This is a genomic window from Vibrio sp. OPT24 (assembly GCF_015163545.1).
In the GTDB taxonomy this organism is placed as follows: domain Bacteria; phylum Pseudomonadota; class Gammaproteobacteria; order Enterobacterales; family Vibrionaceae; genus Vibrio; species Vibrio cyclitrophicus.
On sequence record NZ_JADDYI010000053.1, the window covers coordinates 1,423,955 to 1,436,902 of the forward strand.

The following is a 12,948-nucleotide window of genomic DNA, read 5'->3' on the forward strand; positions in this document are numbered from 1 at the left end:
CTAAGCTGCGATAAATATCATAAAATGATGTAGATTGTATCTATATGGTTATCTAATTGGCTTGTTAGGTGGCACAACTTGAATCAAACCGGATAATCAGTAAAAAGTTGGGAGTGTGTTATGGATAGGTTGACGGCGATGCGTAGTTTTGTCGAAGTGGCAAATTGTGCCAGCTTTACGCAAGCGGCAGAGCATTTGGATATGAGCCGTTTACAGGTATCGCGCCACGTTCAAGAGATCGAAGCGTGGCTAAAGCAAAGACTTTTGCATAGAACAACTCGAAAGGTGAGTTTGACGGCGGCAGGGGAAATCGCATTACAACGCTGTGAAAAAATACTTCATGAGACCGCAGAGCTAGAGGTTACTGCGCTTAATCAAACAGATGATCTTTCCGGGACAATTCGAATCGCAGCGCCTATTGGGCTGACTCAAAACATGTTATTGGATGTGGTCGAGCAGTTCACTAAACGCCACCCTAATATTATGGTCGAACTTTTTGCTTCGGATCGTTTTACTCAGTTGGTGGATGAGCGAATTGATATTGCCCTTCGATATACCGATCAACCTGATGAAAACTTAATTGCCAGAAAGCTGATGGAAATCGACTCGGTTGTGTGTGCATCTGCTGCTTATCTAGACAAGCATGGAGAACCTAAAACAATTGAAGAACTTCGACAACATAATTGCTTTCGCCACCTTAGTGTGACTAAATGGGATTTCGTGAAAGATAACCAACATTATTCAGTTGAGGTGTCTGGGACCATTAAAGCCAACGATGTTGAGGTGTTAACCCGAGCCGCACAGCATGGAAAAGGGATCGTACGCCTCCCATGCGATCTAGCGAATCCATTGATTGCTGATGGTAAATTACAAAAGGTGTTAGGGGGTTTTGTTTCACCGAGTAGTATACTTTGGGCGGTGTATCTATCACGCAGCTATCAACTCCCTGTTGTTCGTCAGTTTATTGATTTTGCTGCAGAAGCTTGGTCTAGCGATATTAAATCTGAGGATGTTTGAGGTTATATATCCTAAGTACACAAGGCATAAACATATAAATACAAAAATCCGATATCAAAGGTGATATCGGATTTGAACTCAATAATTCAGAGTTCCAGCACGCTCTCCTCTCACGAAGTCTTTACATGTAATGATGTACGGATAATCGGGTGTCTATCGCCTTTTCGTTGATGTCAGGTAAAGGTCGATACAAGCTTCTGGTTATGTCCGTCAATACTTGGTCGTATACTTTTGAAACGACGGTTGATATATCGCTTGTCAATTCGTACATGGTATCTGCCGGTTGAGTTGCTTCGGTGCTTGATGCGATCTCAGTGAGTGCATGCATCGCACGTGTACAAATCGGTGAGCCGCTACTGATAGGGCAGATCATTGATAATTGATTGAGCTTACGGTGTGTCTGAGATGCATAGAACTTGAATCTCGCATACTCTTCAGGTTTTTCCATATCAGGTATGCACATTCGTAGTTTGGTCAGGATTTCCATGCAATCCAAGATTTGTTGCCAATTCATATGGTATTCACTACTCATGTCTTCTCGTTCAGATTGAATCAGCCATATGATCATGACTTCATCCATCAAGAACATGCTGTGACGAATCGTCTTGCCGTGAATTGATTGGTTACGTACCAAAGTTCGGTTTTGCCAGTCACTGTGCATGGCGATGAGCTTGAGGTGATAGATGCGATACATAGGACGGCTATCGAACGACACATGAGATTGAAGCAGTTCAGATACTTCAAGTATGTTGTCGTAAATCTCATTCACTTTACGAATCGAGTCGCTAGACAACTTATAAGCAAGAGCGTAGTGTGTTGCGGCGCGATGTTTACGTGATAACAACAGTAACTCTCTGAGTAGAACTAAAGTTTCAAACCTATGTGATAGCGCTGTCTGTCTCTTTTTTGAAAAGTGAAACAGTGCAGCAAGCACTGCAATCGATAAACCCACTGAAATAACTACAAACATATTCAACTCCTAATATTTGCATACCTACTTAGTGGTAGTGCAGACACCGTGCCAAAATAAATAAATCTTATATTTCAATTGCTTATGTTTTATCGGTAATTATGGGTGATCAATATTGGTGCATAAGGTCACCAATTGAGTGAAAACGTTTCAGTTATTGCGGTAATTTTTGAGAGGTTAAACTTATTGATTTGGTGTGTTTTAATACAAGGCTTTGTCATTAATCACACTCAATGCGCAGCATGTTTTAGGGCAAGATACAGAAACGAAAAGGCCTCACTCTTTATATGCTTTTAACTAGAAATAGCAATAAGTAGTGAGGCCTTTCAATATTCATTCTGACGTTTGTATCTATTTTGATGATTGCTGACCGTCAGTATTGAGAGTTAACGATTAAACGTTATGCAAGCTTAAGGTCGAACTCGGTGCGGTACATCACCATATCTTCAATGGTCAGTACTGGCATGTTGTGCATTTTACCGAAAGCAACGATCTCTGGCGCTTTTGCCATCGTGCCGTCTGGATTGGTTACTTCACACAGTACGCCTGCTGATTGAAGACCTGCCATTTGCATAAGATCCACAGTGCCTTCTGTGTGACCGCGGCGTGCAAGTACGCCACCTTTACGCGCACGTAACGGAAATACGTGGCCTGGGCGAGCAAGATCAGTAGGCTTAGCTGTTGGGTTTGCAGCTGTCTTGATCGTTGTTACACGGTCAGCGGCAGAAACACCTGTTGTTACACCCACTTTTGCTTCGATAGTTACGGTAAACGCAGTTTGGTTTGCGCTGTTGTTATCAACAACCATAGGTGGAAGTTCAAGTTGATTTGCTTGCTCGTCGGTTAGACACAGGCACACAATGCCGCTGCATTCGCGGATCATAAGCGCCATTTGAGCATTGGTTAGGTGTTCTACTGAGTAGATGATGTCGCCTTCGTTCTCGCGATCTTCATCATCGAGTAAAAGTACGCCACGACCTTCGCGTAGAGCTTGCAGTGCGTTTTCAACGCGAGTGATTGGTTCGCCAAATTCGGCAAGTAGTGAAGACTGATTCATGGTTAAACTCCTAAAATATCACCAGAATCAGGGCTGTATGAGGGATCTCAACCGAGCACAACAAAGCCAACTCATTACAAGTAGGCTTGTACCAATCGTACTATGATTGGCTTTAGCTCATTATGGTTTTATCCAAAACGAAATGCACCCGCCTAAGTTGGAGGTACGAACCCAATTCACGCGGGTGTGCCTTTCCAACTTAAACGAGTGTGTTTTCATTCTCTCTCATCCGGACTATGACCGTCGGCTCTGGCATCTCACCAGATCTGCTGACCTCGACGAATCGAGCGCTCGCGGGCTTATCTTTAGATTTTGCTAAGGACATACCGCCGGTGGGGAATTTCGCCCCGCCCTGAGAATAAAAATTAATAATCTGTTTTGCTTTTGAAAGCAGACCAGATGGTAATCCTTTCAATACTGGATTTAAAGGACTGACAGCAAAGTTTTTAAGATTCTGGTCGTATAACCCGGTAAGTGTTCACTTTATCAGCAGAACGCGTCAGGCCGTCTTTAGTGGTCTTTGCTGTCTCTATGAACATAAGTGGATGTTGAATGTTATTGGTGTTGGCGTGGCTGTTCACCGAATCAATACTCGATAGGTCTATTAATCGAATATCGTTACACCATGACGGCTGACTGACCGTTTTGACATAAAATTGATATTGGTGATGCTAAGCTGCGATAGCATCAGACCACTTCATCTAAAAGATCTTAGCCATGACTTCTCTGTTCTCTAACAAATCCAAAGGCTTATTGCTGCTCGTTCTAAGTTTGTATTCTCTCATACCTTTTTTGATCTTTGGATCGGACTTTGACCTTGGAAGTGCGGTTTTGCCTTTCTATGGCGCCTTCATGACGTTCGTGACGTACTCAGCAGGTAACCAAGGATTCTTGGTAACGCTAGCTGTTTTGTCTCTGGTATTGCTCGCGATGAAATTTTCCAAAGCTAAGATAGCCAGCCTTTGTCTGCAGCTTGGCCTGTTGTTGGTTCTTAGCTTTGCAGCGAAAACCTTCTTAAAGCATTCAACAGAAAGCCCTCGTCCTTATTCTGAGTATTTGGTGACGCAAGAAGTCGTTGAAATGCCCGAAGTGTTTTATGAACTGCCACTAATGGAAAAGAACGCAGCAATTGCATCTGTGCAAGATGAGGTGAGTGAGTGGCGAACGCGTCACTGGCTGGGTGAAACGGACTACTCTTTCCCATCTGGACACATGATTTTCGTCGGTGTGTGTTTGGCGTTCTTCGGTGGATTGTTTTTAGAAGCGAAGCGTTTTTATTTGGTAGGTGGTTTACTGGTTTGGGCTGGTGGTGTCGCTTACAGCCGAGTTTGGCTTGGCATGCATCGCCCAGAAGACTTAGCCGGATCTATTGCCTTTGCAGGTTTGATCTATTTATTGGTGCCGCTTATCTCAGAGCAAAAAATAGAACGCTATTTACCTGTATTTTTGAAATAGACTTCTTAGGGATTCTGCCTCACTGTAAAAGAAGGGCTCAGATTAGCAATACGAAATAAACGTTATTGATTGAGCCCTAGCTCTGCTTGTTTCTTTTTGGTTAGCCCCAATGAGACAACTCGGTGTGATTCAGTGAGGTAATATCTCAGTTCCTCATCCCTTTCTGATGTGCTTTCAAAAAGCTGAATCCACTTCATTCCGCGCGAAGCAAAGTAGGGCGCGGGTTTATATCCCTGCTCTTCTTTGAGAAAATCGAAATTCTGATCGGATGTCTTGAAGATAAACGCAGGCTCATCTTTCGGTCCCCAACCACCAATCGAAAACACCTTGCCACCCACTTTCCAAACGTGCGAGTTATTCCACTGCATCACATAACTGGTTGCAGGTAGTGACTCGCAGAATGCGTTGAATTCATCGTAAGTCATAGAATGTCCTTTTTATCGCTAAGGGGCTTGATCTGTGTTGATTCTCTAAGAATTTTCTTCTTCCCGTCTTTATCGCCACTCACTAGCTCACTAGCCCCTGCCAGATTGCCGTAAAGCCACTGATAGAACATAGCAGCAATGAACCAATGCGTATCTTCTCTTTAGGGATGCTTTGTGTCGTCATCAATGCCACCTTGTAACCCAACCAAGCTGCTGGCAGTAAAGGGATGGTTATGATCAAATGGTGCATGGTGAAGAAGCCAATCGGGATCTGTACCAGTAACGAGATGATCGAACTAAACACGAAAAACGCAGAAAGGTTACCACGAAGTTGATTGGCATCTTGGTGTTGTAGCAGCAGTGCCATCGGTGGACCACCAATACCCGAACTGGTGCCAAAGAACCCAGAAAAGAACCCCGCAATACCCATCTTAGTTGGGGTTGGTTCGAGTCTAAAGGGCAGTAGGCTAACAATCACGGCAAATACGACCAATAAGCCCAACCATAATGACAACACGCTCGTTGAAACCATCACCAACAAAGCTCCGCCTGCCAGTGAACCCGGAATGCGGCCCAGCAATGCGATTTTTAATCCGCCAATAGAAATATTCGCTCGATGTTTAAAAGCGTTAAATATAGAAATGAATAGGCCAACGAGACAGATAGGCGCAGGTACATAGTCCGGAGAGACCAAAAACAGCAGTGGGGCTGCCACTATAGCCAAACCAAAGCCGATTGCGGTTTGCACAAACGAGCCGACAAAAATGAGTGCCATTGCTATAAGGACAGTCTGATCGATGTATTCCATAAGCCTGCGGATTAGTTTTAAAGGATCGGGTGGGTACTATAAATTAAAACGAAAATAATAGTCTTATTATTCAGTGATGTTTATGTAAATATCGACCGTTTTCATCGTTGATATAACGTGCAACGAAAAAGAGAGCGGATACCTCAAGATGTTATCCTTCAATAATCACTCTCTTTATTGGAATGACTGTTAGTTTTTCGCTGATGGGGGTGTCAGCATAAAACGTTAAGCCATTGCCAATTTCAGTCGTTCAATGGGTTTGTCATTGATGGGTAAATGAATAAGTGCTGCTGCAAACGCCAGTACTACCGTTGACCACCAGATTGGCTCGTAAGAACCGTAGTAATCGTAAATACGACCGCCAACCCAAGCGCCTAGGAAGCTACCTACTTGGTGAGTAAAGAACACCAAACCGTACAACGTCGACAGGTAACGAGCACCGAAGATCTGACGAACTAAGCCAGAAGTTAGCGGAACCGTACCCAACCAACAAAAACCAATCGCCGCACCGAAGATAGCCGCGGTTGACTCAGTAACAGGCAAAGTGACAAACGCTCCGATAACCACGGTACGCACTAAGTACAGTGCCGACATTACATGACGCTTGCTGAACTTATCGCCCATTACACCCCAGAAGTAAGACCCGAAGATGTTGAAGATGCCAACGTAAGCCAGTGCCATTGCTGCGCTGCTCGCCGGTAGGTCTTTGTCTGCTAAGTAGCTAGGTAAGTGCGTTGCTATAAACATTACATGGAAACCACACACGAAGAAGCCTGCGTGAATTAACCAGTAACCTTTATGAGCAAATGCTTCAGACATTGCTTCTTTCAGAGTTTGGTTCTCTTCTGCTTGCGCTTGTTTGTTTGAGGCTACTTTAGGCGCTCGCATAAACAGGGCAAAAGAGATCATGAAACAACACAGCACGCCAAACACTTGCATTGCACTCTGCCAATCAAATTCGTTCAGCATGTATTGCGCGCCCGGAATCACCGCGAACATACCAAATGAACCAGCAGCAGTGGTTAAGCCAAACGCTTTAGCCGAATGCTCTGCAGGTACTACTTTGGCTACCACGCCTAACACGATTACATAACTTGTCGCACTTAACCCAAGGCCAACCAGTGCACCCAGTGAAACGTAAAGCATGCTCGATTCGGTAGAAATTGAGGTAAGAAGTAAACCCAAACCGTAAGCACATGCGCCTGCAATAATGATGCGTCTTGCTCCCCATTTGTCAGCGGCCATACCAACAAAAGGCTGGAACACGCCGAACAAAAGGTTTTGTAGAGCAACCGCGAAGCTGAAAAACTCTCGACCCGTGCCGAAATGCTCTGAAATTGGCATCATGAAAATGCCGAATGATTGTCTGATCCCTAGACTGATAATAAGTGTGCCTATCCCAAGCCATACCAGTAAAGGAAAACGGAAAATGCTCATTCTAATACTCTTAGATTAATGGTGGTGTGAGTGGTCTTGCTCTGACATGGGTTGTTCAGTCATATCATGGTGATGTTCGTGCCCGGAGTGCTCATGCGCTGACTGCTGGTGGCAGCCACTGCTCACGGCATGCTGAGCCAAAAGATCAATCAATGGGTGACTGTGATGCACAATAACCAAACTAATGACGAGAAATAGCATCATCCTGGCCAATTGGGCAAAAAGAGATTGTGAAAACATAAGGTGTTTACATTAGCTCACTGTTGTAAGAGGCCGCGCATCATAATGACGAGTGGTTAATGTATCAAATGACTATTTGTGATTTATTTTATGCGTTTTATGCATAGATTTATTCGTCGTGAGTATTCGAGCGAAATATGACCAGTAAATAGAAAAAATGGATGTTCGCTGGTTAATCTATAAAATCCTGAGATTCAGAATAAAAGATCAAAATCGAGAGTTTAAGTTATTGCTTTATATTGGTTTTCACAAAGCTGTAAAAACTAATATACAAACTAATCACTAACCAACATCGTTCGTTCACTCGACTTATTTGTTAAACATCGTAAATTTGGGCGTAAATCGTTTCAAAACTACTGAAACGCGATGTTAAAAGATTCAGGGAGAGTCATTCACATGGATAAAGATCATAACTTTCGCGAAAACTTACTGGCACTGATCTTAGGTAGCGCACTGGTTTCACTCGGCGTTATCTTTTTCAATCAGGTCGGTTTGCTCACTGGAGGCACGGCTGGTTTAGCAATTTTCATTACCAAAGTAACTGACTTAAGCTTTGGCCAAGTGTTCTTTGCACTCAACTTACCTTTCTATATTTTGTCGGTTGCTCGTATGGGCTGGCGTTTCACCGTCAATACCTTTATTGCCGTTTCGATTGTTTCGTTCGCTGTGGATCACTTGTATCACGTGATTCAAATTGCCGAAATTCATGCATTGTATGCTGCGTTATTGGGTGGTGGCCTAATTGGTACCGGTATGCTGGTGATTTTCCGTCATAAGATGAGTTTAGGTGGCTTCAACATTTTGGCGTTATTCTTACAAGAACGTTTTGGTATTCGAGCGGGCAAAGTTCAGATGGCGTTAGACTGTACGATTGTAGTGCTTTCACTGTTTATTGTTGACGTGTCACTGGTTCTATTGTCTGTGCTTGGTGCGATAGTCACCAACTTGATTCTAGCGATGAACCATAAGCCTGGGCGCTATCAACCGGTCGTCAAAGCGGAAGCAGCGTAGTAAGTGGAAGCAGAGTAGTTAGGTTCGCTCAAGCACTAGGTTAGCTTAAGCAAAGTGATTTGCAGATTATAAAAACACAAAGCCAGCATCAATTGCTGGCTTTGTTCTATTTCAATGCAACGATTAACAGTTGTTGCAATCGTTGTCTGGCTTGAGTTCGCAATCAATCACATTGCCTTGTTGATCAAGTGACAGGTTACAGCACTCTTCAAACAGGTTCTTAAGATCCCAACGACTTTTCTGAACGCGAGACTTAACCGTTGAGTAGCTGACGTTTTGCGCCTCTGCGATCTCTTTCTGGCTTTGGCCTTTGATGTCGACAGCAAGCAGTAACGATGAGCTTTGTTCTGGCAGTACCTGAATAAAAGGTTCAATACACAATGAGAGCTTTTGTTTGAACTCAGAGTCGTGGTCTAAATCGGTAAACCACAGATCTTCAGCATCAATTTGGCTATCACGTTGTTGGCGTGCATGCTTACGGTAGAAGTCGATAATCGTGTGATTGGCTAATTGGAATAGCCACGACTTTACGTTGCTCGCATCTTGTACCTTATCTAAGTTCTGATAAGTCTTAATCAAGATATCTTGAAGCAAGTCGTCTACATCCGCAGAGTTGTTGACCTTGGAATACAGGAATGACTTTAACGCTTGCTGATATTCAGCCCAAACCTGTTCTAAGTCCAAAGATGCCCTATTCAAAGGTGCCTTAGTTGCACTGTTCATTTACGCAACACTCGTCTTGTAAGAAATCAATCACGCCTTCTAGACATTCATACTCCGCCACGCAGAATAACGTTCTTCCTTCTCGTCTTTGGCTGATTAAACCCGCAGACGCCAAGCTTGATATGTGATGAGACAAGGTAGAACCGGGAATGCCTAGTTCTTCTTGTAGGCCGCCAACTGCAATGCCTTGGTAGCCAGCTTTAACAACACTTTTATAAATGGTTAGGCGAACAGGGTGGCCCAACTCTTTAAGTGCTTTCGCAACGACTTCTAAGTTCATATTAACCCCTCAAGTTTTAATTTCGATGTTAGTCGAAATATAAGAACAATTCAAATTTAAAAACTGTGGCTATGTAAGTCATTGGAAAATAGTGTTTTCCAAAATTTATTTCGATATTTATCGAAATAAACCTTGAACTGTAGCTGTTTATTTCTATAATTCGAGAATATTCGAAATTAAGGGTTAGTTACTTTCCTCATAGAGTCCCGCCTTAAATCCAGTTTGGAGTTATTATGAGCAATGAAATGTTAACAATGCTAAAAGACGCACTTGATATGTTCGCTTTCTTAGCAGTAGAGCTAATCATCCTTTTTTTGGCGATCAGCTACATTGTTGGGATTCTGCAAGAGTTTCTTACGCCAGAAAAGATTCAATCTATCTTGAGCTCACGTAACGGTAAGGGCTATGTGGTTGCTGCACTATTGGGTGCGATTACGCCTTTCTGTTCATGTTCGACGATTCCTTTCCTAAAAGGATTGCTGCGTGCAAGAGCAGGTTTTGGTCCAATGATGGTGTTCCTATTCGGTAGCCCACTCTTGAACCCGGTGATCATTGGCTTGTTCGTGATTACGTTCGGCTGGCAAGTGGCTGTGTTCTACTTCTTAGTAGCAATGACGGTATCGGTAGTCGCAGGTTACGCACTTGAGAAGCTTGGCTTTGAGCGTTACGTAAAACCTGAAGCGTATGAATCGTCAGGTTCAGCTTCAAGCTGTGGGACTAGCTGTGATGACTCTGCCCCTAAGAAAGCAGTACCTGTTAAAGCGGAATCTTCATGTGGTACAAGTGCATGTGGTGAGCCTGCGCCTGTAATGGCAAAGGAGACATCTTGCTGCGATTCGAAAAAAGAAGAACCACAAGTGACTGTGTCAGGCTGCTCAACGGATGGAAGCGCGACGGCTGAAATCGTAGAGAAGAAAGAACCTAGCCGTTGGATGAGAATTTGGTTCTCAACTTGGAAAGACTTCAAACAAGTATTCCCTTATCTAATGATGGGTATCGCGATTGGTTCATTCATCTACGGCTTCATTCCTACAGACCTCATTGCACAGTACGCTGGTGAAGGTATGTGGTATGCGATTCCAGTAGCAGCCGTGATTGGTATTCCACTGTACATTCGTGCTGAAGCGGTAATCCCACTAAGTGCAGCTTTAGTACAAAAAGGTATGGCGTTGGGTTCAGTAATGGCATTGATCATTGGTAGTGCAGGCGCAAGTTTAACGGAAGTTATCCTGCTTAAATCAATCTTTAAGAATCAAATGATTGCAGCATTCCTATTCGTTATTCTAAGCATGGCGATGGGTGCAGGCTTCCTATACAGCTTCATCTTTGGTTGATCAGGTCTGATTTCGAGATAACACCGTTGACATCAAGAGATAGATAATAAAAAAGAGCTCACTTAGTTGAGCTCTTTTTGCGTTGAGACTATTAGTTCGGAGATTAGAAACCGCGAATATCAAGCTCATTGTTGATCAACACCACACACTGAGAAGCGAACAGCATGTTCGGACCTAAACTGATTTTCTCTGTTCCTAAACGCTTTAAGCTGTTGTAGCTTTTCTTTGGCATAGGGATGTGGTCAGTTAGAAGGAAACATGGGTTTTCAGCAATCTCTGCATCACGGATAAAGTCGCCTTTCTTATCCATCATGTACAGTTGGTGGTCTTCAGCTAGCTCTTTAACCAGCTTTTCAAAACTCATAGTACGAACAGTGATGCCCGGCTCAACCTGACGCGCCTGTTCTTTTGTCATACCTTGAGAAGCGTCAACCGCTCTTACTACCGCTGATAACAATGCAGACTCATGGAAGCCGCCAATGTTGGTGATCTCGTTTGAATCAAATGTAATCGTACGTGAAAAGTCTTTAGTACTTTCTAATACAAGGTGCACGGTGACATTCTCACGGTGAGATTGAGCAACGAAGATCGTGTTCATCAGGGTATGAGCCAGAATCTCAGTATGAGCATCTTGCCCAACACCTTCTAAGATAAGTTTGCTCTCTGTAGGGGCTGCGCGAGCGCGTAATACAAATGAACGCATGGAATGTACCTTGTCAGTATGTGATAAAGCTAAACGGACTTTATCAACATGAATTTATGAATAACCAAAATTGTGGCGGTATGTAACTCTTTTCTATTAATGAAGTCAAATAGAGTTGCTTATAGCGCCAACCAGAAGAACTCTGCGTATTAAATAGAGAATGACCACATTACAAGATGGTAAGGGTTGAAGCGACCCAATGTTTATGTAGATAGTATGCGCAAATTATTAGGTGACTTACTTAAGGAAGTAGTCGATGAAGTTACAGAAAATCAATAAAGAAGAATATAGAAAGAAGATGAACCTGCTGTTGGTTTCGTTAGTTGGGTCACTCGCCTTGTTTGCTATCGTATTCGGTAGCATTCTGATTGAACTTTTTGGTTCAGCTGGATCTATTAGTGGGGAAGCGACAGGCAATTTCCATTTGAATGTACTCGGGGTGATTTTATCAGTCGTACTGAATGCCTTTATCGCGAGTCGTGTGAAAGGGCATGATTACTTTAAAGAGGCGCTTTATGTGTGGAACCTTAAACAAACTCACAATCAAATCTATCGTAAGCTCAAGCGTATTCAACCGAAAGCTGAGCAAGGTGATCGAGAAGCATTAACTATCCTTTACTTCTATTACACTACGCAAAAACAGGTATACGACCTAGACAACAACACATTGACGATAAAAACAGTTCAGCAATCGCTAGATAACATCCAAGAACTGAGTGAGAAATGGAGCATTGAGCTAGATATAGAGGCTTTTTCGAAAGATTTAATCGCAAAATTTTAAGTGATATGCCCACTATTGTATGAGCTTTGAGCTACGAAAGAGCCTTTTGACGTAAAAGTAGCCACTTAAGCAAGTTTTTTGAATTTTTATCAAAAAAGGGGTTGCCATGTTTTCGATGATCTCTATAATGCCGCCTCACTGACACGGTAGACGCCACAAGGCTTCAGCAGTAATCAGTAAGACGGAAAGTTCGAAAGAAATTAATTTTAAAAAGTGTTTGACACTTAAGATTAAATCGCTAGAATTCACGTCCGCTTTCAAGGGTTTCTTTGTAAAAAGAAAGTTTCGATAAGCAAAGCTCTTTAAAAATTTAAACCTATCAATCTGTGTGGGCACTCGTTGATGAATATCAAAACGTTTTATCTTCCCTTTTTATTAAGAGAAGTAAAACAGATTCCTCGGAATCAACTTTGGTTTCAATGAACTGAGTGACCAATACGAATAACTACTTTCTCTTGTGGAAAGAAAGTATTTGGCACAGTCAATTCATTACCATTCTGTTCCTATTTATTTAAGAAGAGAGGGGTAATAGCTTTAGAATTACATGTTCATCAATCTTTTTCGAAAGAGCAATGAATATTAGTTTTGAAGTCAGTATTCATTGAGCCGACAAAATCTTAAATTGAAGAGTTTGATCATGGCTCAGATTGAACGCTGGCGGCAGGCCTAACACATGCAAGTCGAGCGGAAACGACATTAACAATCCT

13 protein-coding genes, 1 rRNA gene and 1 riboswitch are annotated in these 12,948 nt (G+C 42.8%); of the genes, 6 read left to right on the forward strand and 8 right to left on the reverse strand.

Going from position 1 to position 12,948, the window contains the following annotated elements:
• Positions 1-120: 120 nt before the first annotated feature.
• The gene (locus IQO02_RS19920) at positions 121-1,017 is read left to right on the forward strand and encodes a LysR family transcriptional regulator (protein ID WP_102282601.1); all 897 of its coding nucleotides are present in this window, start codon (positions 121-123) and stop codon (positions 1,015-1,017) included.
• A gap of 121 nt (positions 1,018-1,138) precedes the next feature.
• Here IQO02_RS19920 and IQO02_RS19925 read toward each other — a convergent pair whose 3' ends face one another.
• Together IQO02_RS19925 and ribB are read right to left on the reverse strand one after the other, a co-directional pair.
• Positions 1,139-1,987 carry a hypothetical protein gene (locus tag IQO02_RS19925; protein WP_010433054.1) on the reverse strand — a complete coding sequence of 283 codons (849 nt, stop codon included), beginning with the start codon at positions 1,985-1,987 and terminating at the stop codon, positions 1,139-1,141.
• A gap of 400 nt (positions 1,988-2,387) precedes the next feature.
• The gene (gene ribB, locus IQO02_RS19930) at positions 2,388-3,044 is read right to left on the reverse strand and encodes a 3,4-dihydroxy-2-butanone-4-phosphate synthase (protein ID WP_004733029.1); all 657 of its coding nucleotides are present in this window, start codon (positions 3,042-3,044) and stop codon (positions 2,388-2,390) included.
• A 213-nt stretch (positions 3,045-3,257) separates the two neighbouring features.
• Positions 3,258-3,408: riboswitch (FMN riboswitch) on the reverse strand.
• A gap of 353 nt (positions 3,409-3,761) precedes the next feature.
• Between ribB and IQO02_RS19935 the strand changes: the two genes are divergently transcribed.
• A complete protein-coding gene (locus tag IQO02_RS19935; RefSeq protein WP_016767022.1) occupies positions 3,762-4,499 on the forward strand; it encodes a phosphatase PAP2 family protein in 738 nt (245 codons plus the stop codon).
• Between the two features lie 62 nt (positions 4,500-4,561).
• On the opposite strand, the gene IQO02_RS19940 is transcribed toward IQO02_RS19935, so the two are convergent.
• The 3 genes from IQO02_RS19940 to IQO02_RS19950 form a co-directional block, all read right to left on the reverse strand.
• Positions 4,562-4,924 carry an MmcQ/YjbR family DNA-binding protein gene (locus IQO02_RS19940; protein ID WP_010433062.1) on the reverse strand — a complete coding sequence of 121 codons (363 nt, stop codon included), beginning with the start codon at positions 4,922-4,924 and terminating at the stop codon, positions 4,562-4,564.
• A gap of 82 nt (positions 4,925-5,006) precedes the next feature.
• Positions 5,007-5,732, reverse strand: a complete 726-nt coding sequence (locus IQO02_RS19945; protein ID WP_010433065.1) for a sulfite exporter TauE/SafE family protein — start codon at positions 5,730-5,732, stop codon at positions 5,007-5,009.
• A 225-nt stretch (positions 5,733-5,957) separates the two neighbouring features.
• Positions 5,958-7,169: an MFS transporter gene (locus IQO02_RS19950; RefSeq protein ID WP_102282600.1), complete on the reverse strand. Its 1,212-nt coding sequence runs from the start codon at positions 7,167-7,169 to the stop codon at positions 5,958-5,960.
• A gap of 636 nt (positions 7,170-7,805) precedes the next feature.
• On the opposite strand from IQO02_RS19950, the gene IQO02_RS19955 reads away from it, so the two are divergent.
• Positions 7,806-8,420 carry a YitT family protein gene (locus tag IQO02_RS19955; protein WP_010433071.1) on the forward strand — a complete coding sequence of 205 codons (615 nt, stop codon included), beginning with the start codon at positions 7,806-7,808 and terminating at the stop codon, positions 8,418-8,420.
• A gap of 123 nt (positions 8,421-8,543) precedes the next feature.
• Here the strand turns inward: IQO02_RS19955 and sigZ are convergent, their stop codons facing one another.
• Both sigZ and IQO02_RS19965 read right to left on the reverse strand, forming a co-directional pair.
• On the reverse strand, positions 8,544-9,143 hold the full coding sequence (sigZ, locus tag IQO02_RS19960) for an RNA polymerase sigma factor SigZ (protein ID WP_010433074.1): 600 nt from the start codon (positions 9,141-9,143) through the stop codon (positions 8,544-8,546).
• Positions 9,127-9,423: an ArsR/SmtB family transcription factor gene (locus IQO02_RS19965; RefSeq protein WP_010433077.1), complete on the reverse strand. Its 297-nt coding sequence runs from the start codon at positions 9,421-9,423 to the stop codon at positions 9,127-9,129. Before IQO02_RS19965 ends, sigZ begins: the two co-directional genes overlap by 17 nt.
• Before the next feature lie 233 nt (positions 9,424-9,656).
• Between IQO02_RS19965 and IQO02_RS19970 the strand changes: the two genes are divergently transcribed.
• Positions 9,657-10,757 carry a permease gene (locus IQO02_RS19970; protein ID WP_010433080.1) on the forward strand — a complete coding sequence of 367 codons (1,101 nt, stop codon included), beginning with the start codon at positions 9,657-9,659 and terminating at the stop codon, positions 10,755-10,757.
• Positions 10,758-10,860: 103 nt separating this feature from the next.
• Here IQO02_RS19970 and trmY read toward each other — a convergent pair whose 3' ends face one another.
• Positions 10,861-11,460 carry a tRNA (pseudouridine(54)-N(1))-methyltransferase TrmY gene (gene trmY, locus IQO02_RS19975; protein WP_016790118.1) on the reverse strand — a complete coding sequence of 200 codons (600 nt, stop codon included), beginning with the start codon at positions 11,458-11,460 and terminating at the stop codon, positions 10,861-10,863.
• 256 nt (positions 11,461-11,716) lie between these two features.
• Here trmY and IQO02_RS19980 point away from each other — a divergent pair, with 256 nt between their 5' ends.
• Both IQO02_RS19980 and IQO02_RS19985 read left to right on the forward strand, forming a co-directional pair.
• Positions 11,717-12,241: a DUF3087 family protein gene (locus tag IQO02_RS19980; RefSeq protein ID WP_016790119.1), complete on the forward strand. Its 525-nt coding sequence runs from the start codon at positions 11,717-11,719 to the stop codon at positions 12,239-12,241.
• 619 nt (positions 12,242-12,860) lie between these two features.
• Positions 12,861-12,948, forward strand: a 16S ribosomal RNA gene (locus tag IQO02_RS19985); the annotation flags it as partial.